We start from the raw sequence: 21,443 nt of genomic DNA, 5'->3' as shown, positions 1-21,443 counted from the left end.
TTCACGATGGTTTATGGTAAGGGCAAGCTAGAAAATATTGCGAAGATTCAATATCCGCCGCTCGCAGTAACTTCTGTAGCAGAATACATTGGTCAAGTAGGATTATAACTGAGGTCTTGCACCATTCCCAATTAGCTTTTTAGGAACGGGCTAGAAGCCCATTCCACAAGAAATCCATTCTTTGTGGAACAGGCATCTTGTCTGTTATTCAGAATGGTACAAGATGTGAGATTATAATCGACTTCAAACCCTAGTCAACCATTTTGAATAGACAGAAATTGCATTATCTCCAAAATACCCTGAAATTATCTGCGCTCATCTGTGTTTACCTGCCTGATATTTGGGGTCGATCTAAGCAGATGGGTGAAAAAAAATCTTGGTATGTAACAATTTGATAGGTCGATCGCAAATGACAAGCAGATCCACACAGATAAAGGCAGATAATTTCCTCTCATAATCTATGAAACCACGCAGCTCTGACACTTTTCTCGTTAAAGCAACCCTGCTGCTAGTCAGCACCCTAACCGTGATGGCAGGAGCCACGATCGCCCCTTCCCTCCCAGCAATGCGGCAGCACTTTTCGGCTGTTCCTAATGCCGATTATTGGGTGAGATTGGTGTTGACAGCCCCAGCTTTGTTTATCGCGATCGGTGCGCCGATTGCCGGAATTGCGATCGATCGCTTTGGGCGCAAAGGCTTGCTGGGTTTATCTGTGTTTCTATATGGCTTCGCAGGCAGCTCTGGCTTCCTGTTGGATCAAATTGGACTAATTTTGCTGGGACGGATGCTCCTGGGCTTCAGCGTGGCAGGTATTATGACGACTGCAACCACGCTGATTGCTGATTATTACATCGGTGCGGCTCGATCGCAATTCCTGGGATTGCAAGCAGCTTTCATGGGGTTCGGCGGCATGATTTTTCTCACCCTCGGCGGCTATTTGGCCGATCGCAATTGGCGGCAACCGTTTCTAATTTACCTGATGGCGTGGTTGATTCTACCATTGATTTTGCTGGTACTTCCTGAACCAGATCGCCATCAAGATGCTGTTCAACAAACGGGTGCGATCGCCTCTGAGCCAGTCCCGCGGACGCTGCTACTGACAACCTACGGTATTGCACTGCTTACTCAAATCGTGTTTTACCGAAAAATTGGGTATAAAGCCCCGTCCTTCGCTTGACGGCTTTCTCTTGATTTCTCTTTGAATTTCTCTGAATCTGAGATAAAATACCAGCATGAAAACCCTGAAGTTTAAGCTGTATCAACATAAGCGGAATAGATTTCTCAAACGGTCAATTAACGCCGCCGGAGTTATCTACAACCACTGTATTGCCCTACATAAAAGGTACTACAGAATGTGGGGAAAACACTTAAACTGCTCCAAACTTCAGGCTCATCTAGCCAAACTGCGGAAGCGTAAACCCTTTTGGCAAATAGTAGGCTCTCAAGCAGTGCAGGATATCTGTCAACGCATTGAGAAAGCCTACCAACTATTTTTCAAGCAACATAAAAAGGGGGTAAGACCACCGGGATTCAAAAAAGTTAGAAGATACAAATCCTTCACCCTCAAGCAAGCAGGATACAAATTTCTCTTAGGCAATAGAGTTAGGATTGGAAATCAGGTTTATCAGTATTGGAACTCTAGAGAAATAGAAGGAACAGTCAAAACCTTAACCATTAAGCGCACACCCCTAGGGGAATTATTTATGATGGTGGTTGTTGACCAAGAAATAAGAGAACCCAAAATCAAATCCGAGACGAGTAGAATCGCTGGATTTGATTTTGGCTTGAAAACCTTTCTGACTATTTCAGATGGAACCAAGATTGAATCCCCCCAATTCCTCAAGCAATCCCTAAACCAGATTAAGCAAGCTAGTCGTCAGCACTCAAGGAAAGTCAAAGGTTCAAATAATCGAGAGAAGGCTAGAAAGAATTTAGTTCGTAAGTATGAAGATGTTTCAAATCACCGTACTGACTGGTTCTGGAAACTAGCCCATCACCTGACAGATAAATTTGATATCCTGTGTTTTGAGACTTTGAGCTTGAAAGGAATGCAAAGGTTATGGGGTAGGAAGATATCAGATTTAGCTTTGGGAGAATTTCTCCAGATTTTAGAATGGGTTGCCCAGAAGAAAGGAAAACTCATTGTTTTTATAGATCGATGGTATCCATCTAGCAAAACCTGTTCTTCCTGTGGTCATGTTCTAGAAAATCTGGATTTATCAGTCAGAGAATGGCGTTGTCCATCTTGTCAGTCTGTGAATGGACGAGATGAAAATGCTGCTAGAAATATTTGTGCGGTTGGGGCATCGACCGCTAAGTTAGGTGATGTTAGACAGGTTTTGCCTGCAATTGCTGTTTGACCTTAGAATCCCCGTGCGTTTACGCCGGGGAGTATGTCAAATGATTCCAGTGCAGATTCCGTTTTATCTTCAGCAGTTAATGGGTGCTAATGCTTCGCAAAGTGGATTGGCGATCGCCCTTGCTACTCTCGCTACTTCGATCAGCGCCCTGAGTTATCAACGCCTGAAAGCTCGTTTCACCTTCACGAACATTTATGCGATCGCCTTTGGGTTGATGGGGATTGGTTATCTGGTGATTAGTTGGGCTCGCACCTATGAGATGGTTTTGATTGGTTTGGCGATCGCTGGTTTAGGTGTGGGGTTACTGATGCCAAATATGAACGTATGTTTGACTTCATCAACTCCCGCATCTCTGCGAGGGCGAATTTTGGGCGGACTTACCACCAGCTTTTTCCTAGGTCAATTTATTTCACCGTTTGTGAGTCAACCATTGAGCCAATGGGTAAGTTTAGGAACAACTTATGGTCTAGCAGGTGGATTGATGCTGGCAACCGCAGCAATCACTTTAGGAGTCATGTTCCGGTAGTTTCTAGGCTGTGTATGGCGGGTCGATCGACTGCTCATTTTTTGGGAATTTTGATGCCAACCAAAACTTTTAAAAGTTATTTTTGTAACAATTTTATTCCGATGCTTTCCTGGATATTCTTAAGATTATGGGTCTATCTTTGTGCAAGCAAATATATGTGTAGGGGCGAAGCATGACCGCAGCAAATATGAGAGTATAACTAATAACTTAGATGCGGTCATGCTTCGCCCTCTTCCAAACCCAGATGCACCCAAAAATATCTGCGTCGCTCTGCCTGATATCTGCCAATACGGTTAACTTAAGAACAATCTGACTTGCGAAAAATGCCTGTATTGCCTATCAAATCGCGCTCGGAAATTCGTCAAAAAGCGTTAAGTTAACCGTATTGACATATCTGCGGTTGACCAGCTTTCAAAAAAGCGTGCAATCAGTCTCTTAATTGAAATTAAAATTGCCATGTAAAATCATAGTTTTCTGCTGTTTCGCTGGTTCTCGCTTCCGATCGTGGACGATCGCGCGAATGCCATACTTCGACAAAAATTGATTGAGTTACAACAAGTAATTGTGGCTGTGTTCAGCCCACACCTAGTACAAGCAGGTTCCTGATACACTATACTATTTGCGTAGCATATTCGCCAGAATCCCCACATGATACCTGTAGCCTGGTTGGTGTCGGGATGGATCGGCAAATTGGTTAGTTTCGCTACATCATACTTGTAGCCAAGTTGGTGTATCCGATGTCACAGTTTTAACTCATTTCTTGAAGAGGTTTTTATGAATAGAGTAGAAGGGAAAGTTGCGGTTGTCACAGGTGGCGCTTCGGGAATTGGTAGGGCGACTTGTCTGTTGCTGGCGAAAGAAGGAGCCTGTGTAGCGGTAACGGATATAGCTGAGAAGGAAGGCAGAGGTTTGGTAGAAGAGATTACCGAAAAAGGCGGAAAAGCAGAATACTGGCATCTAAATGTTACACAAGAAGCGAGCGTTAAACAGGTGGTGTCTGAAGTTCGAGAAAAGTGGGGAAAAATTGACATTTTAGTGAACAATGCAGGGATTGTTGGTATCAATAAACCCACCCACGAAATCGCCGAAGATGAATGGAATTCGTTGATGGCAATAAATGTAAATGGTGTTTTTCTCTGTACTAAACACGTTTTGATTTCGATGCTAGAAACGGGAGGTGGCAGCATTATTAATTTGTCTTCTGTTTACGGATTGGTTGGCGGCCCGGATATGCCTCCTTATCATGCCTCAAAGGGAGCAGTGCGGTTGATGAGCAAAACAGATGCGCTATTGTATGCCAAAAATAAGATTCGGGTTAATTCAGTTCATCCGGCATTTATCTGGACACCGCTGGTAGAGAAGTTGTTGGCCGAACAAGGTGATGTGACTGAAGGACGGAAAATTCTTGATAGCTTACATCCGGTGGGACACGTGGGTGAACCTGATGATGTTGCTTACGGTATTCTTTATCTGGCATCGGATGAATCGAAGTTTGTTACTGGTTCTGAATTGGTAATTGATGGGGGTTATACCGCTCATTGATAGTTGATAGTTGACAGTTGACAGTTGATAGTTGACAGTTGATAGTTGATAGTTGACAGTTGATAGTTGACAGTTGACAGTTGCACAGTTGATAGTTGACAGTTGATAGTTGCACAGTATGGAAATCAGACCGTTTCCTCAACTTTTTTGCTTGAGATTAGAACTGATATCATGTCCGGTAGATTAGCATAACAAAAACGGTTCGTAGTGCGGAATGCGAGTCCGCTCTTATGGCGAAGCATGACCGCATATAAGTTATTAGTTATCATCTCATATTGACTGCGGTCATGCTTCGCCCCTACGGATATATTCGCTTGCATTGAGATGCACCTTGCGGACTAAAGTCCGCACTACGAACCTTGCTTTTATTCTACTGACTCAAGTCCGCACTACGAACCTTATAGCATTGGGTGCGCGGCACGCACCCTAATTTTAGTGTGCTGTGAAGTTTTAGGCGATCGTGATTTCGGGCGACAAATAAACGTCTTGAATGGCGTTAAACAATTTTACGCCTTCTTCAAACGGACGCTGAAAAGTTTTGCGGCCGGAAATTAAGCCGCAGCCGCCTGCGCGTTTGTTGATTACCGCCGTGCGAATTGCTTCAGCAAAATCGGTTTTTCCCGAAGCACCGCCGGAGTTGATTAAACCCATCCTTCCTGCATAACAGTTGAGGACTTGATAGCGGGTTAGATCGATCGGGTGATCCGTCGTCAAATCAGTATAAACCCGCTTGTCGGTTTTGCCGTAACTATGACCGCTAGCTTTAGCAACAGCTTCGTAACCGTTGTTGCACTCCGGCAATTTTTGCTTGATAATGTCAGCTTGAATTGTCACTCCCAAGTGATTTGCTTGCCCGGTCAAATCAGCGGCTGTGTGATAATCTTTGTCTTGTTTGAAGATATCATTGCGGAGGTAGCACCACAGAATTGTTGCCATTCCGTACTCGTGAGCGTGGGCAAAAGCTTGACTGATTTCTTGGATTTGCCTGGTCGATTCCGGGGAACCAAAATAAATTGTGGCTCCGACTGCAACGGCTCCCAAATTCCAAGCTTGTTCGACGGAAGCAAACATTATTTGGTCGGATTGATTGGGATAAGTTAGCAGTTCGTTGTGATTGAGTTTGAGAATGAAAGGGATTTTGTGCGCGTATTTGCGAGATACGCTTCCTAATACTCCAAGAGTTGTCGCGACAGCATTGCATCCTGCGGAGATTGCTAGTCTGATGATGTTTTCGCTGTCAAAATAGATGGGATTTGGTGCAAAAGAAGCGGCCGCTGAGTGTTCGATTCCTTGGTCTACTGGCAGGATTGATAAATAGCCGGTATTTGCCAAGCGTCCGCTAGAATATAGTTGCTGGAGCGATCGCAAAACTTGAGGAGAGCGATCGGTTTGAGCGAAAATGCGATCGACCCAATCCGGGCCCGGCAGGTGCAACAAATCTTTAGAAATTTTTGCTTGATGGGTGAGCAAGTCTTCGGCTTCGTCGCCTAGCCAAGATTCGATCGCACTGGGAACTGATAGTGTAGCTGTCATGCAGATTTACCCTCTCAATTTCAATGGCAGGCTGATGATTGCAGACATTAGCCTTACTGATATTGTAACTGAAAAATCTTTTTTTCCATCCTGGCAACGATCGCCTGAATTTTTAACAACATTAGCGACAACAGCAACTAGGACGCGCTACTCTGTAATTAAGCTGGCAGTTCCGCCCGATAGCTGCTGCCTGCGATCGCCGATCGACTCACAACTCCTCCATCACAATGTCACACACTTACTTTGATTCTGAAAACAGCCACAAATCCTTCGAGATGCCCGGTGCTAGACCCCACTACAACCCCGATCGCCCCGGACAAGTAGAGCATATTTTCCTCGATTTAGTCCTCGATATTCCCAAACAAAGTTTTCGCGGCACTTGCAGCATCCGCATAAATCCAGTCCGCAGCGGTATTGACAAATTAACCTTAGATGCTGTCAACCTGAACATTAAATCTGTCAAAGTCGGGGAAACCGAGCAGAATTTTGACAGCGACGGCGAAGTGCTGCAAATTCAACTGCACGAACCAACAACAGCTTACGAACCGATTACAATTGCGATCGCATACTCGGTCGAAAAACCCCAGCGCGGCCTCTATTTTGTCGGGCCAGACAAACACTATCCCGACAAACCAACACAAGTTTGGACTCAAGGCGAAGACGAAGATTCTCGCTTCTGGTTTCCCTGTTTCGACTATCCCGGACAGTTGGCAACTTCCGAAATTCGCGTGCAAGTTCCCAGACAACTTTTTGCAATATCCAACGGCGAATTAGTTAGCACAAAAAACGATGGCGACGACAAGATTTATCACTGGTCGCAAACCCAAATCCACCCGACATATTTAATGACCTTAGCAGTCGGAGATTTTGCTGAAATCAAAGATGAATGGAACGGCAAACCAGTTAATTATTACGTGGAAAAAGGCCGCGAAGCTGACGGTAAGCGCAGCATGGGCAAAACGCCGAAAATGATTGAATTTTTCTCTAAAGCATTTGGCTATCCTTACCCTTTTCCTAAATACGCTCAAGTCTGCGTCGATGATTTCATCTTCGGCGGCATGGAAAATACTTCGACAACTTTGCTAACAGATAGGTGCTTGTTAGATGAACGCGCCAGCCTGGACAATCGCGGTACAGAAAGCTTGGTCGCCCACGAATTAGCTCACCAATGGTTCGGCGATTTAGTCGTAATTAAACATTGGTCTCATGCTTGGATCAAAGAAGGCATGGCTTCCTATTGTGAGGTGTTGTGGACTGACCAAGAATACGGCAAAGAAGATGCGGCTTATTATATGTTAGGTGAAGCCCGCAATTATTTAGCTGAAGACAGTTCTCGCTACCGCCGCCCGATGGTGACTCACGTTTACCGCGAAGCGATTGAATTGTACGATCGCCATTTGTACGAAAAAGGCGCTTGCGTGTATCACATGATCCGCGCCGAGTTGGGCGACGAACTATTTTACAAAGCAATTCACACTTTTGTGCGCGATAACGCTCACCAAACTGTGGAAACGATCGATTTGCTAAGGGCGATCGAAAAAGCTACCGGTCGCAATCTGACATTTTTGTTTGACCAGTACGTTTATCGTGGCGGTCATCCAGATTACAAAGTTGCTTATTCCTGGGACGGCGACAGCAAATTAGCCAAGGTTACTATTACCCAAACTCAGGTAAAAGACAACAAAAATGGTAACGGGAACAGCAAAGATGTCTTTGACCTAAAAATTCCGCTCGGCTTCGGTTACAAACCAGAAAAAGATGCAGATGAGCGAAATGCTGCTAATATAAAAACTTTCACGGTTCGAGTTCACGAACGCGAGCAAAGTTTCTATTTTCCCCTAGAAGAGAAGCCCGCATATATCAGTTTTGATGTCGGCAATAAATACCTAAAAACAGTTGCTCTAGAGTATGGAGTTGCCGAACTTAAAGCTCAGTTACAGTTCGATCCAGACCCGGTTTCTAGGATTTACGCCGCCCACGCTTTGGCGAAAAAGGGAGGCTTGGAAGCTGTGAAAGCGCTGTCAGAAGTTCTCAAAAAAGAGCCGTTTTGGGCTGTGCGGGCGGAAGTAGCCGGTCAGTTGGTTGATATTAAACTCGACCAAGCTTTTGATGGTTTAGTAACTGGTTTGAAGGATAAAGATGCTCGGGTGCGCCGTGCGGTGGTGAATGCGCTGGGTAAAATCAAGACTCACGAGACTTATAAGGCGCTGAGGTCGATCGTTGAAAAAGGCGATGACAGCTATTATGTAGAAGCGGCCGCAGCGAGTGCTATGGGTTCGATCGCAGGGGCGAATCCCGACGAAAAACCCACGGACGAACAGGTACTCAAAGAGTTAAAATTGGTTTTGAAAGAGCGCGAGGGCTGGAATGAGGTTGTGCGATCGGGTGCTATTTCCGGTTTGGCGCAAATGAAAACTTCGGAAGATGCGCTCAACCTGATTTTGAAATACACAGCCGTCGGTACTCCGCAAGCTTTGCGCTTGGCTGCAATTCGCTCTTTGGGGACAATTTCGACAGGTCAAACTAAGCTCAATTTGGAACGGATTTTGCATCGATTGGCAGAACTTTCTAAAGAGACTTTTTTCTTGACTCAAGTATCTGTTGTTGTCGGTTTAGGACAGATGGAAACTCGCAAAGCTATCAGAATTTTACGTTCTTTAGCTGACCAAACTCCAGACGGCCGCGTCCGCATGATGGCTGATGAAGCTGTGCAAAGAGTGCAGAAAAATGCTGGTTCTGATGCAGCGGTGAAGCAGTTGCGCGAGGAGTTAGATCAGGTTAAAAAGGACAATCAAGATTTGAAGAGTCGGATGGAAAATCTGGAGGCTAAGGCGAAGAAAGATTAGTTCAACAGTTGACAGTTGACCGCTTGACAGTTGACAGTTTGAGAGCGACCTCTACCTAGAAGGAAGAGGATTGGAGTAATGAATAGTCTGATTTTAATTTCTCCCGATCAGGGTTCCGACTTTCAACCAATTCTTTCTGGTAAGGTGCGTCGCTATGAGACTGTCGCTGCGATCGAGGATTGTTTCGGGCGACGCACCCTACCAGCTAACAGTTACAATAATTCTAGCATTAGGTATCCTGGAAGACATTTTACCAGCTCAACAGCAGCCATCTATTTTGTGGATGAATTTGCCAAAAGTCTCGAAACGCCGTTAGTTGTGTTGGGTGCAGTTTGCGATTGGCGATCGCCCTGTTATTAAAATAATCTTATTTTTTAGCTGTATTGCCTTGAAGTTTGGTATTTTAAGCACAGGTAAAATCCTACATATTTCTATTTCTGACTTAGTTATTGTCTCGACTGAGAGCGCAAATAGAACTTAAGCAATCCCACTCAATAAATAAACCGGGCTTTTTTTATGAAAAAATAGCTTTCAGCAATTATTTTTCATAAAAGGAACTGATTTTGCTGTATCGGTGGGTAAGTTCTAATAGATAATCGGGGTGTATCAACTTTTTTGTTTTGAATCTTCAACTGTCAATCAAGTTGAAGCAGCCTTTGCACCCTAAAGATTGCATAAATCATGAGTACAAGAACTATTGTATTGGTAGAACAATCGGCTGTCATTCCCTACCGCATTCAAAACGGACAAATTGAAGTAATGGTGATTACTTCTTCAACGGGTAAGCGTTGGGTGATTCCTAAAGGGTTAATTGAACCTGATATGACTCCTCAAGATTCCGCCGCTAAGGAAGCTTGGGAAGAAGCAGGTTTGTTGGGTAAGGTGTTCCCTGATTTGCTGGGAACTTATGAGTACCAAAAGTCTGGCTATATTTGTCAGGTAGAAGTATTTTTACTGCAAGTACAAACTGTTCTGGAAAAATGGCCGGAAGCTAGCTGTAGAAAGCGACAGTGGGTAACTATTCCGAAAGCAATTAAGCGGGTTAATGAACCGGAACTTAAACTTATTCTTGCTAATTTACCGAATCGGTTTTGCTGATTAAAAGGTTCGTAGTGAGGACTTTAGTCCTAATTAACTAACTCAAACATAGAGAAAGGTCGGCTCGCATTTGGGCCAAGGTACGTAGTTGCGCTTCAGCGCTCTTTCCTAATCTTATAAAGAGCGCTTTCATCGCAACTACGTACCTAATTTGTCTATCGCACTACAGTCGGAAAATCAATATTCCGGTGTAAATGGAAAGGACTGAAGTCCTCACTACAAACCTATGATATCGGTGTGAAAAGTTTTACCTCAAGCGTTAGCTGACAGAAAAGGAAGGCTTTCGGCCAAGTTATCCTTGACTTCAATGCCCTGTTTTCTTGCCCAAAACTGGCTTAAGAAATGAATTTGCCGCAAGCCAACAATTAAATTTAAACCTGGTACAAACATCCACCAAACTGTTAGCGGTTCTTTAATTCCTTCTTGGCGATAAAGTTCGTTAACTGTGTTATAAAGTTTGAACTGCACGATGTAAATCCAAGCAATTCCTACGAAGGAAAACCAACCAAACCATCCGGGAACGTCGGGGTCGAATATCCGCAAAGCTTGGGGGATGGCTACTCCTAAAACAAAGGGCAATAAGCAAAGTGTCCCCGACCAACCCTTGCCGTTATAACTCCGCAATTCTTCTTGAATAATCCATTTGTACCAGCCGTAATATAGCAGCAAGCTGACTCCAGATAGCAAGATTACTCGCCACAAAATGCGTGGCTTTCCTAAGGGTTTTTCGGACATTTTTAGATGTAAGATATGAATGGCTTTATTGATTATATTAACATTTGTTAATTATTGCAAAATCATCTCTCGGATCGATCGCGCGGTAGCAGGGGCCAGCAGAACACCATTGCGGTAGTGGCCGCTAGCGATGAAAACCTTGCTGTTACTGGGAAGCGCTTCGATAATTGGGGCTGGGCGTCCTTCGGGGCGCGGGCGCAATCCCGACCATTTTCGGATGATTTCAGCTTCGGCTAAGGCTGGACAAAGTGCGATCGCCCTTGCCATCACTTCATCCAACATATCAGCATTTGCCTGCACTTCCCCGCCGTTTTCGGGAAACTCCACCGTCGCCCCTACCCAACATTCTTGATTTGCCAAAGGTACAATGTGAACGTCATCGCAGGTAATTACTGGCGCAAAATCTGGGTTTCCTAAGGGATTTTTTGACCGCAAATGCAGCGCTTGTCCCAACACCGGGCGAATGTCCACCAATTGATTTAAGGATGCAGTGACAGCAGCAGTACCTAAGCCAGCAGATACAATTAGTCGATCGAATTTTTCAGTAACAGGCAAGATGCCTGTTCCACAAGATATTAAGTTTATTGTGGGGTTGGTACTATTTTCAGTAACAGGCAAGATGCCTGTTCCACAAGATAGGGAGTTTGTTGTGGGGTGGGCATCTTGCCCGCTCTTGATGCCTTGAACTTCTACCCCAAACTGAAAATTAACTCCATTGAGCTTAGCAGCATCAACCAAAGCTAAAGTTAAAGTAGTTGGATCGACTTGCCGGTCTTGAGGCGAATAAATCCCAGCAATTATGTTATGATTTAAATCAAGATGAGGGCAAAACTCGCGCACTTGTTCCACCTCCCAAAGTTCTAATTTCCAACCTTGAGACTTGCGAGTTGCTGCTAGCTTTTCCCACTTACTTAAATCTTCTCCTTCCGAACACAGCAGCAAAATTCCCTGTTTGTTAAATGGAATTTTCCGCCCCGTAGCTGCTTCCAATTCAGGAATCAAAGTTTCGTAGCGCTGAAGGCTGGTTTCCCTTAAATGCCAATTTCTGCCCTTAGTTTTGTGGCTGATAACTCCCATCAAAACGCCGAGGGCTGCACCTGTAGAACCTTGTACTGGGGGCTGTTTGTCGAATACAGTGACTTTTAATTCGGGAAATTTACTTAGTTCAAAGGCGATCGAAGCCCCGACAATACCGCAACCAATAATTGCAATGCGAACCATTCTATTTTAGATTTTAGATTTTAGATTTTAGATTGTACAGAAGAATACCGGGCGGTTAGAAACCGCGGCTACATAAACGAAACCCGCCTCCGCGGGTTGAAGAACGGGCAGTAAAAATTACGTTTTACGTTATTTTCTTCAGTCCACGGAGGTGGACTTCGTGTGTGTAGACGCGGTTTCAACCGCCGTGGCAGTAAAAATTACGTTTTACGTTATTTTCTTCAGTCCGCGGAGGCGGACTTCGTGTGTGTAGACGCGGTTTCAACCGCCGTGTTCGTCTGTGTAGACGCGGTTTCAACCGCCGTGTTTTTGTGTGTAAACCAGGTTTCAACCATACGTCCGATCTGCGCGACAAACTAAAGCGATTAGGCTTTAGGAAGTAGCTGCAAGAAAGTATCGAAATCCTTCACAGCTTTGCTATAACTAGCGGTGATTTTGGCATTGTCAGCCATTTTAGCAGCGTTATCAATCTCTACCAAATCAGCAAACAAACTCTTGGTCAAATCCATAGCTTGCTGTTGAGATTTCGGCAACAAACTGCCCGACACGGTTTTCATGGTGCCGCGCAATTCGCCGAGAGGCCCGTGAATGTAAGTTTTGGCATCAATCCAATTTTTTTTCTGAATTAGGGTTCCTAGGTTGTTCATGCGCGATCGGAACTCTGTCAGAGTAGGAACATAGCGCTGAATCTGTTGGATCTGGGCTGCTGTGTAAGTCGTGGGAACTTTTGCTTCGACACTGCTGCAACTAACCAGAAATGCCATCAAAAATGCCATCATCAAGGCAAAAAAGGAACGGGGACGAGTCATAGCGATTTTAGACTTTAGATTTTAGATTTCTCGTTGCGGGCCGGCACCGGGACACCGCCCCTACTTTGCACCGAGAGTTAGGTACAAAATATTATTTTACCTCCTTTTGGCGCAGAAAAGTTATCAGAGCACCGCCAACTTTTTCTGACCAATGTTCTTGAGGATAATGGGAGACTTCTTCTAGGGTGACTAACTCGGCATTTTTCATGGAATTGACTAATTTTTTAGCTGGTTCAACACTCAGCCAAGGGTCGGTTAAACCCCACACAAATAAGGTTGGGCTTGTCCATCCTTGTAAGCCGGATTCAATTTCTGCCATTGACTTTGGCAGTTGAATGTTGCGGATGGTGTTCATTAGCGATCGCCCTGCATCCGAGCTCTTCAAAAACGGGCGTCGGTAAACATCTAAATCCTTGTCTAATACCCTGATGCGACTTCCGCCTTCGAGGGTTCTGTCCACCAAAAGTGGGTCTTGCGTCAGCATATCGCCAATAAAAGGCAGCCCCAACTGCTGCATTTTCCAAGGCAATTTGATATCTGCTGAAATTGGTGTATTTATAATGACTAAACGATCGATCTTATCGGGGTTTCGTAAAGCGTATTGAATGCCGGCAGATGCTAAAAATCCTTGGACGACTAGGGAAACTCGGTCTACTTCTAGGGTTTGAATAAAGCCTGTGAGGGCGTCTACAAAGGCATCGGGAGTATAAGCAAAGTCGCGTTTGTCTGGTTTTGTCGATCGCCCGTAGCCCACCCAATCCGGCGCGATCGATCGAAATCCACTCGTCGCCAAATCTGGCATAATCGCAGTCCAGGTAAAGCTTTGGGACGGTATACCGTGCAGCAGCAACACTGGTGATTTATCACTTTCGTTTACCGGATTTGCTTCCCGATAAAACCATTCCAGTGACCCTACTTGAATTGTTTTCTCATCAATTGGCATTATTTTACTTGTTATTTATCAAAGAATAAGGCGGGTATTCCCCGCCTTACTTACTTAATAGTTGGGTACGCACAAAGCACCATTAGTCTCAACAATTGCCTAAAACCTTTTGTATCTCAGGTTTCTATCTAAGTCTCGATCCCCCTAAATCCCCCTTAAAAAGGGGGACTTTAAGAATACTCTTGTTCCCCCCTTCTTAAGGGGGGTTAGGGGGGATCTAGGCTTAATAGTAAGGCAGCAGTCTGGCACTACACAAGACGTATTTGTTGACAATGATAACTGAACGCCTTACCCAACTCATGAAAGTCCTGCTTAGAAATTCATTTCAGCAGCTTGAACTTTTTCCACCTGTTTCTTCTTGAGAACCAGCATAATTTGAGCCAACATAGTCAAAGCTACGAAAGCCATCAATCCTGTAACTCGATTGGCACTTTGTAGCACAATTTCTACATCTTTTTGACCGAAACCGCCTACATTAGGATTGTTCGTCAAAAGTTCGGCGGCTGCAACTGTTTGTCCTTCAGTAACAATCAGTTCTGGGCCTGCGGGAATTGTATCAACAACCGCTGCACCTTCTGCTGGTTGAATTGTCACTTCATAGCCACCATCTTCGGGTTGAGCAATTTTAGAAATAGTGCCAGCTACTGAGGCATTATAAACAGTATTGTTGCTCTTGGCGCCAGTAGGATAAACCTGACCGCGACCGCGGTTTCCACCGACATAAATTAGATATTTGCCGTAGTGAACTGACTTGTCAGTTGCGGGATTTGGCGACAAAACTGGGAATACCAATTCTTTGTATTGTTCACCAGGCAGCGGGCCCACTAACACAATATTTTCTTGGGTTTCGCTGTAAGGTTGGAAGTAAAGATCGCCGACTTTTTCCTTCATTTCTTCGGGAATTCTGTCAGCGGGAGCAATCTTGAAACCTTCGGGTAACATCACAACTGCGCCTACGTTCAAGCCGCCTTTAGTACCGTCGCCGGTAACTTGCTGCACGCTTTGATCGTAGGGAACTTTGACAATTGCTTCAAAAACTGTGTCAGGTAAAACAGATTGGGGGACTTCTACTTCAGTCGGTTTGGCACCGAGGTGACAGTTGGCGCAAACAATTTTGCCAGTTGCTTCGCGGGGAGTAGCGGGTGCTGTTTGCTGGGCCCAGAAAGGGTAAGCGAATGCTGCTTGGGGAAGTGCGATGTCGCTACTGAGAAAAAATCCGGCGGCGGCGATCGCAATTAAGGCAGTTTTGGCGATCGTCCTGGCACTGCGGCGAAATATCGCAGATAAGTTAGTTTGTGGCATCAGAGTATTCAATCTCAAAGGTTCAGACAATTTAGTGATTAGTCATTGGTCATTAGTCATTGGTCATTGGTCATTGGTCATTAGTTATTAGTTATTGGTTATTGGTTATTGGTTATTGGTTATTGGTTATTGAAACTAACTGCTAACCACTAACGACTAATGACTAACTACTAACTACTAACTGCTAACTAATGACTAATAACTATGACCAGGTAGGTGCTTCGCCGGTGCGGAAATCTGTTTCTTTCCAAGGGGTAAAGGCCACCTTGTCATCTGCGACAGTGGCGTGGGCCAAGGCGAGAGATAAAGGTGCGGGGCCGCGTACCACTTTGCCCTCACTGTTGTACTGAGAACCATGACAAGGACACATAAACTTGTTTTCGCTAGCATTCCAAGGCACGACGCAACCTAAGTGAGTGCAGACTGCGTTGATGCCGTATTCGGCGAGAGTTAAGTCTTTTTGCACCACGAGATAGGTGGGGTCGCCTTTGAGGCCTTGGGCCAAACTGCGATCGCCCGCAGGGTGCGAAGTCAAATATTCGCTAACGATGATGTCGTTACCCAAGGCATCTTTAGCTGTCACGCCACCGCCAACAGCCCCACTCGACGGAGGAACAAAATATTGGACAACGGGATAAAGTGCGCCCAGTGCCACACCTGTGACTGTACCGAACGTCAGCAAATTCATAAATTGGCGACGCCCCATATCGGGAACATCGGGATTTCCAGCAGAAGTTTGAGCCATGACCTGCCTTTACGGTTTTAAGTTACGTTTGTTTGTGAGCCAACTTGTACGTGCAGACAACTCGGACTATCGGTGCTAATCTGCTCGCACAAATTTGAGGCAGCGAAAATTCCTTTTAAGAATGCGCCTTCCAGCCTTTATTAGAGTATTATTACATTTTTTGAACTTTGTCTTTTAATGTTTAACAGATTCACTCAGGAGCAACCATGACGGGCAAGGATTTACACCAGCTACTCCTAGAAAAATGGGGAAAGTCTTACGATATCAGATTGCGGCGGACGCGGGGCAAGATTTTTGTGCAGGTGATGTGGAAATATTTGGAACAGGTGTCTTTTCCGATGACGGAGGCTGATTATTTCGAGCATTTGGACGCGGTGGCCAATTACCTCAATGGCTGGGGCAGCACCGAACAGGTGAGAGAATATATTGTCACTACTCGCGATCGTCCGCGCTTGGGCAAAGCTGTCAGCATTCCCCTGGATTTGGGCGAAAGAGCCTCGGAGTGGTTGCTTGACGAGTTTTGAGTCATTAGTCATCAGTCATCAGTCATCAGTCATCAGTCATCAGTCATATCCGAATGATACCGGAGTGCGAGCGTTCTGCTCGCTGCAAGGGAAACCACAACGGTCGATCGCCCCTTCGCAGCTTGTAAAGTTTTGTGTCTGGGCGGGGCTGGATTTTTTAAGTTGAAAGTCCCAAAAATCGTCAGGCAAATTTGTCAGCCAACTTGCTGGCGGTGAGAAACTAAGCTGTCGCGCAGCTAATTTTTGCAGTTTATTTTATTCAAACTCTGATGTGGCGGGCTTTCCGGCGCGAAGACTGCTGTGGGATTTAAATGTCGCAACAGCTTCTGGAGTTTTTTTAATTTTGGGCGATCGGGTTTCTAGCTGACCAAAATCATCCGAACCAATTTCTGTCAACACTTTCACATACAATGAGTCTCAGATATCTTGTGAAACTTAGGAGAATGTTGTAATGGGTGTTGCAGTTGGAATGGTTGAAGTCTTAGGATTTCCCGCTGCCGTAGAAGTTGCAGACTCAATGGTGAAAGCAGCCCGAGTTACTTTAGTTCGCTATGAAAAAATAACCCGTGCTTACTGGACAATTATAGTTCGAGGAGATATCTCTGAAGTGCAAGCAGCCGTTGCTGCTGGAATTGAATCAGTTAAAAAGGTCGATGGCGGAAAGTTGCTATCGTATCACATAATTGCTCGTCCCCACGAGAATCTCGATTACATTTTGCCGATCGGCTATACGCCTGAAGTAGAACAGTTCCGAATGTAGACAAAGTTTTGACAAAACTTTGGTATGGAATTTTAACTTTTACTAAAATATGGAGGCGCGGGCGATCGCACCTCTATATTTTTTATCAACCTTAAAATTGAACGATATCCCAATACTCAGCAAGAAATTACCATCACGCGGAAAATCTTTATAGGACTAATTAAAAATTAGCAATTAACCATTAGCAATTTGGATGACTATCAGTCTGCAAACTTATCTGTCGCCTCAATTAAACAGGTGCGAATTCCCGGTTCGCTCATCGAATGTCCGGCATCGGCAACTACAATGAACTCAGCTTCAGGCCAAGCACGATGCAGTTCCCACGCCGACATCATCGGGCAAACAACATCATATCTTCCCTGAACGATAACCGCCGGAATCTTGCGGATGCGATCGATATCTAAAAGCAATTTATCTTCCGGCTCTATAAATCCCTTATTTATAAAATAATGGCACTCAATTCTGGCAAACGCCTCCGCGAAAGCATCAATTCCAAAGCTTTGCTTTAAATCTAAATCTGGAAATAATCTACTCGTACTCCCTTCCCAAATTGACCAAGCACGAGCCGCTTCTAATCTAATGTGAGCATCTGGACTTGTCAAGCGTTGGTAATAAGCTGTTAGCAGATCGTCCCTTTCATTTATAGGGATAGGTTTAACATATTCTTCCCAAGCATCCGGGAAAATATAACTTGCTCCTTCTTGATAAAACCAGCGAATTTCTTTTTGTCTCAACATAAAAATGCCCCGCAAGATTAAACCCTTGCAACGGTCGGGATGGGTTTGACTGTAAGCTAAAGATAGAGTGCTTCCCCAACTACCACCAAAAACAACCCATTGCTGAATATTTAAATATTCTCGAAGTTTCTCAATATCGCTGACTAAATCCCAAGTTGTATTTTCTTGCAATTCTGCATGAGGTTTACTTTGACCACATCCGCGTTGGTCAAACATCACCAAACGCCATTTTTCCGGGTCAAAATATTGTCGGTAAAAAGGAGGACATCCACCTCCTGGCCCCCCGTGTAGCAATACAATAGGTTTTCCCTCTGGGTTTCCCGACTCTTCAAAATGAATGGTATGGATGTCAGAAACTTTGAGTTCTCCTTCGTTATAAGGTTGTCTAGGCGGGTAAAATTCTCGCATTTTTTCAAGGATTTATAACTCGATCGTGTTTATTTTACATCCTGAGGATCGCACTCGTAAATAAATATAAGCGATCGATCGAACTTGACATACAACCGCTTATAAAAACCTAGGCAAATCTAGGTAAGCTCTACGGTATAAGCTTTAAACATTCTTTCTTAGCGCTTACGCTTCCTCGTTGTCGAGGTTGACCAAGAAACTCCAGTTAGAAACGCTATAATAATCACAACGACGTGATATTACAGCGGAATGTTTGATTTTTTTATTCAGTTGGTTCCACTCACTCCAGACGTGCTTTTCTGAATTCACCTCAGAATAGGCGGTTAAGGAGCGAGGTATTTTTTCACTTAATTTCATAGCCCTACGAGCAATTACCAGCGCAGCAGCTTCGTCACTCGCCAAGCCATACATTCTTAAATATTTCACGCCTCCGATAATGCTTGAATAAGCTGGATTGACTGCAATCAGCTCAATTCCACGATTCGACAAAATAGAACTGAGTTGTTTATAAAACTCACGGTACGCCCAACCCGACAACATCCGAGCATACTTTCTACCTTTCTCTCCCAGCGATTGCTTTTTTGTTGAGAAGTCAAGTTCTTCACAAACCACAGGACATTCAAATTCTGTGGCTTTTGCAGCTAGTTGCAGACAGGCATCAACAATTTGAGCCTGTTGCTTACCATTCGGTAAGCCCATCTGCAATGGGATTTGTCCTTTGGCTTTGAGATTCCCTTCAGAATCAACATACGCCCACCCAATAGAACCGGGATTCATGTCGATACCAATGCAGCCGTACATTCTCTCTCTCGAAACCCGCGACCCGGGATTTGGGGTAAACTGCACGGCTATTACCCACTTTCCATTCTTGCGATAGAAATGCCAGGTTTTAGCACCGCATTCTGGCAGTCTGTTGATGTTACGGCTGAAATCACCAACAAGAGAGGACAGGGTTTTTCCAAATCGCGACTCTAAGCATTTGGGGACTCGAAAAGTTATTTTATCCCTATTCCACTGGCAGACTTGATTGCCAAAAGACTCATCCTTAGAGCCGACTACAAAAATATCACATCGAGGTATAAAAACCTTGATTGGCTTAATCTTTAAGTCTTCAGTTTTCTTCGTTACTAGAGTTAGTTTGCGTTTTTTATTGTGAATTTGAAAGCGCAAATTCTGCCAGTTTGTGGATTTATATTGAAGTGAGCAGGCTATGGGAAAATTACAACCTGTTTTTGAGTTTTGCCATTTTCTCTTAGCATAAAACTTACGAGCTAATACCAGCTTGCGCTCGGCTTTCTTGAGCCATGTAGTAATAGATTTAATTTTTCCTTCAAGAGCTTTCAGGTGTAAAATTCTGTGTTCTTTAGCACTGTCTACACGACCCTTGGTAGAACTAATTACACCATTGGCGTGGCGCTTATTGATGCCGTAGGTTTGCTGTAAATGCGTGTTCCACTCGGATTTTTTGAACTCTGCATCAAATAGTAAGTGGTCAACTGTTTCAATGCTTGCAGCCCTAAAAATCGGGGCGTAAGCGCCTAAAAACATCTCAAAATCTGTTTTTCCGAGTTCGTTAAGTTCATGTACAGGCGTGGGCAAGCCTTTGCAATAAGTTAGGGTAGCCATTGATTCTCCCGGTCAATTCATGTTTTACCCAGAATCCACTCTCTCAATCTTAGGTAAATCTAGATAAATTGTCAACAGCTATCAACCCTTGTAGGGACTTAGGCTGGGTCTGTATCCCTACCGGGAGCGATCGATCTTTTGCATTCTCTGCTATTCCTAATTTTCACCGCCCTAAAAGCTTCACCAAACCAACGCCGCCAAAGTAAAGAGCGAGCACCGCACCTCCCAAAAGACTTTGCGTCAAAGGGTCAGTAGAAGGCGTTAAAACAGCACCCAAAACAGCCGCACCTAAGATCACATAACGCCAGCCGGAGAGCATTTTCTGAGAAGAAACTATGCCCAAAACGCCGAGCAATACTTGGACGATCGGGATTTGAAAAGCTAAACCCGTGCTGAACATTAACAGCAGTACAAATTTAAAGTATTTGTCGATCGACCACAACTGCTCTACAACATCCGCCCCGTAGGTAACAAAGAAGTTCAACGCCGCCGGAATCAGAGCAATATAAGCAAATACCAGCCCGCCCAAAAAGAGGAAACTAGAACCAAAAAACACTGGCCCGAGCAACCCGCGTTCTTTGCGAGTCAAACCGGGTAGCACAAATAGCGCTATTTGGTAAAAAATAAACGGACTTGCAATCAGCAAACCGCTGTATCCCGCCACTTCGATAGAAACAAAGAAATACTCACCGGGAGCTAGTTGCAGAAACTTGACGGGCCCGGCGGGTACTTCTAGCAATTGTACGATCGGTTTAACTGTTAAAAAACAACCAACTACACCTATTGCTACGGCAATTAGCGAGTAGAAAAGTCGCTGACGCAATTCTTCTAAATGGTCGAACAAAGACATCTCAACTTCGTCGGGAAGTTCGTCGAGATATTCGTTTTCGAGGTTGCGGGAACCGAGAAAATCATCGGCGATTGGTGCAATGCTATTTTCGGAACTAACTTCTTCAGCTTCTAAGTTGCTGACATCCGTGAAATCGTCGGCGACTGGTGCAATGCTATTTTCCGCGCTAACTTCTTCAGATTCTAAGTTGCTGACATCCGTAGAATCATCTGCAATTGGTGCAATAGTATTTTCTGTTTCCGCGCTAACTTCTTCAGCTTCTAAGTTGCTGATATCTGTGAAATCGTCGGCGATTGGTGCAATAGTATTTTCCGAACTAACTTCTTCAGATTCTAAGTTGCTGACATCCGTAAAATCATCGGCGACTGGTGCAATAGTATTTTCCGAACTAACTTCTTCAGATTCTAAGTTGCTGACATTCGTGAAATCATCGGTGATTGGTGCAATGCTATTTTCCGCGCTAACTTCTTCAGCTTCTAAGTTGCTGACATCCGTAAAATCGTCGGCGGCTGGTGCAATGCTATTTTCCGAACTAACTTCTTCAGCTTCTAAGTTGCCGACATCCGTAGAATCATCTGCAATTGGTGCAATATTTTCTGAGTTAACTTCTGCACCTTCTAAGTTGTTGACAGCCATCAAATCATCAGCGACTGGTGAAATGCTATTTTCCGCGCTAACTTGTTCGAGGTTGTTGTCGGAATCTTGTTCGGATGTCTCCAAGTCTGAGGGCACAGTCATAGGGAATGGGGAATTGGTAATGGGGAATCGGAAATCGGTAATGGGGCAATTTTAGATTTGTTAATTGTTAATTGGTAATTGGTAATTGGTAATTGTAATTGGTAACTATTAACTATTAACTGTCAACTAAGAGGGCGGGC

General features: G+C 44.5%; 20 protein-coding genes. 9 read left to right on the top strand and 11 right to left on the bottom strand.

Going from position 1 to position 21,443, the window contains the following annotated elements:
• Positions 1-460: 460 nt before the first annotated feature.
• The 4 genes from JGK36_RS16250 (at position 461) to JGK36_RS16235 (ending at position 4,428) form a co-directional block, all read left to right on the top strand.
• Positions 461-1,177 (top strand): MFS transporter, encoded by a 717-nt coding sequence (locus tag JGK36_RS16250; RefSeq protein ID WP_293197492.1) that lies wholly within the window; start codon positions 461-463, stop codon positions 1,175-1,177.
• Between the two features lie 55 nt (positions 1,178-1,232).
• Positions 1,233-2,360 carry a transposase gene (locus tag JGK36_RS16245; protein WP_293184125.1) on the top strand — a complete coding sequence of 376 codons (1,128 nt, stop codon included), beginning with the start codon at positions 1,233-1,235 and terminating at the stop codon, positions 2,358-2,360.
• Between the two features lie 40 nt (positions 2,361-2,400).
• Entirely contained in the window at positions 2,401-2,886 is a 486-nt protein-coding gene (locus JGK36_RS16240) for an MFS transporter (protein ID WP_293197490.1), read from the top strand.
• Positions 2,887-3,660: 774 nt separating this feature from the next.
• The gene (locus JGK36_RS16235) at positions 3,661-4,428 is read left to right on the top strand and encodes an SDR family NAD(P)-dependent oxidoreductase (RefSeq protein WP_293189848.1); all 768 of its coding nucleotides are present in this window, start codon (positions 3,661-3,663) and stop codon (positions 4,426-4,428) included.
• A gap of 450 nt (positions 4,429-4,878) precedes the next feature.
• Here JGK36_RS16235 and JGK36_RS16230 read toward each other — a convergent pair whose 3' ends face one another.
• Positions 4,879-5,961, bottom strand: a complete 1,083-nt coding sequence (locus tag JGK36_RS16230; RefSeq protein WP_293197488.1) for a class I fructose-bisphosphate aldolase — start codon at positions 5,959-5,961, stop codon at positions 4,879-4,881.
• A 227-nt stretch (positions 5,962-6,188) separates the two neighbouring features.
• On the opposite strand from JGK36_RS16230, the gene JGK36_RS16225 reads away from it, so the two are divergent.
• From JGK36_RS16225 to JGK36_RS16215, 3 genes are all read left to right on the top strand, one after another.
• A complete protein-coding gene (locus JGK36_RS16225; RefSeq protein ID WP_293197486.1) occupies positions 6,189-8,807 on the top strand; it encodes a M1 family metallopeptidase in 2,619 nt (872 codons plus the stop codon).
• A gap of 78 nt (positions 8,808-8,885) precedes the next feature.
• Positions 8,886-9,167 carry a hypothetical protein gene (locus JGK36_RS16220; RefSeq protein WP_293197484.1) on the top strand — a complete coding sequence of 94 codons (282 nt, stop codon included), beginning with the start codon at positions 8,886-8,888 and terminating at the stop codon, positions 9,165-9,167.
• Positions 9,168-9,488: 321 nt separating this feature from the next.
• Positions 9,489-9,905: an NUDIX hydrolase gene (locus JGK36_RS16215; RefSeq protein ID WP_293184117.1), complete on the top strand. Its 417-nt coding sequence runs from the start codon at positions 9,489-9,491 to the stop codon at positions 9,903-9,905.
• Positions 9,906-10,157: 252 nt separating this feature from the next.
• On the opposite strand, the gene JGK36_RS16210 is transcribed toward JGK36_RS16215, so the two are convergent.
• The 6 genes from JGK36_RS16210 to petC form a co-directional block, all read right to left on the bottom strand.
• Positions 10,158-10,640: a hypothetical protein gene (locus JGK36_RS16210; RefSeq protein WP_293184114.1), complete on the bottom strand. Its 483-nt coding sequence runs from the start codon at positions 10,638-10,640 to the stop codon at positions 10,158-10,160.
• Positions 10,641-10,691: 51 nt separating this feature from the next.
• Complete coding sequence (locus tag JGK36_RS16205; RefSeq protein WP_293197482.1) at positions 10,692-11,861, bottom strand: FAD-binding oxidoreductase; 1,170 nt, start codon at positions 11,859-11,861, stop codon at positions 10,692-10,694.
• Between the two features lie 365 nt (positions 11,862-12,226).
• Positions 12,227-12,670, bottom strand: coding sequence for a photosystem II protein PsbQ (psbQ, locus tag JGK36_RS16200; RefSeq protein WP_293184111.1), 444 nt, complete (start codon positions 12,668-12,670; stop codon positions 12,227-12,229).
• A 91-nt stretch (positions 12,671-12,761) separates the two neighbouring features.
• Complete coding sequence (locus JGK36_RS16195; RefSeq protein WP_293189855.1) at positions 12,762-13,613, bottom strand: alpha/beta fold hydrolase; 852 nt, start codon at positions 13,611-13,613, stop codon at positions 12,762-12,764.
• Positions 13,614-13,925: 312 nt separating this feature from the next.
• Positions 13,926-14,915: a cytochrome f gene (gene petA, locus JGK36_RS16190; RefSeq protein ID WP_293184106.1), complete on the bottom strand. Its 990-nt coding sequence runs from the start codon at positions 14,913-14,915 to the stop codon at positions 13,926-13,928.
• Positions 14,916-15,117: 202 nt separating this feature from the next.
• Positions 15,118-15,660 (bottom strand): cytochrome b6-f complex iron-sulfur subunit, encoded by a 543-nt coding sequence (petC, locus tag JGK36_RS16185; RefSeq protein WP_293184104.1) that lies wholly within the window; start codon positions 15,658-15,660, stop codon positions 15,118-15,120.
• A 206-nt stretch (positions 15,661-15,866) separates the two neighbouring features.
• Between petC and JGK36_RS16180 the strand changes: the two genes are divergently transcribed.
• Positions 15,867-16,184 (top strand): DUF3067 family protein, encoded by a 318-nt coding sequence (locus JGK36_RS16180; protein ID WP_293189857.1) that lies wholly within the window; start codon positions 15,867-15,869, stop codon positions 16,182-16,184.
• 255 nt (positions 16,185-16,439) lie between these two features.
• Here JGK36_RS16180 and JGK36_RS16175 read toward each other — a convergent pair whose 3' ends face one another.
• A complete protein-coding gene (locus tag JGK36_RS16175) occupies positions 16,440-16,589 on the bottom strand; it encodes a hypothetical protein (RefSeq protein ID WP_293197480.1) in 150 nt (49 codons plus the stop codon).
• Positions 16,590-16,635: 46 nt separating this feature from the next.
• On the opposite strand from JGK36_RS16175, the gene JGK36_RS16170 reads away from it, so the two are divergent.
• Positions 16,636-16,944, top strand: a complete 309-nt coding sequence (locus tag JGK36_RS16170) for a carbon dioxide-concentrating mechanism protein CcmK (RefSeq protein ID WP_106149684.1) — start codon at positions 16,636-16,638, stop codon at positions 16,942-16,944.
• 200 nt (positions 16,945-17,144) lie between these two features.
• On the opposite strand, the gene pip is transcribed toward JGK36_RS16170, so the two are convergent.
• From pip to tatC, 3 genes are all read right to left on the bottom strand, one after another.
• A complete protein-coding gene (gene pip / locus JGK36_RS16165; RefSeq protein ID WP_293197478.1) occupies positions 17,145-18,089 on the bottom strand; it encodes a prolyl aminopeptidase in 945 nt (314 codons plus the stop codon).
• A gap of 165 nt (positions 18,090-18,254) precedes the next feature.
• Positions 18,255-19,715 (bottom strand): hypothetical protein, encoded by a 1,461-nt coding sequence (locus tag JGK36_RS16160; protein ID WP_293197477.1) that lies wholly within the window; start codon positions 19,713-19,715, stop codon positions 18,255-18,257.
• A gap of 163 nt (positions 19,716-19,878) precedes the next feature.
• On the bottom strand, positions 19,879-20,646 hold the full coding sequence (tatC, locus tag JGK36_RS16155) for a twin-arginine translocase subunit TatC (RefSeq protein WP_293184176.1): 768 nt from the start codon (positions 20,644-20,646) through the stop codon (positions 19,879-19,881).
• Between the last annotated feature and the right edge of the window lie 797 nt (positions 20,647-21,443).

Source organism: Microcoleus sp. PH2017_35_SFW_U_B, assembly GCF_020737865.1.
Taxonomy (GTDB): Bacteria; Cyanobacteriota; Cyanobacteriia; order Cyanobacteriales; family Microcoleaceae; genus Microcoleus.
Note: the sequence above shows the minus strand (reverse complement) of the source record. Positions and strands in the feature narration are given on the sequence as shown.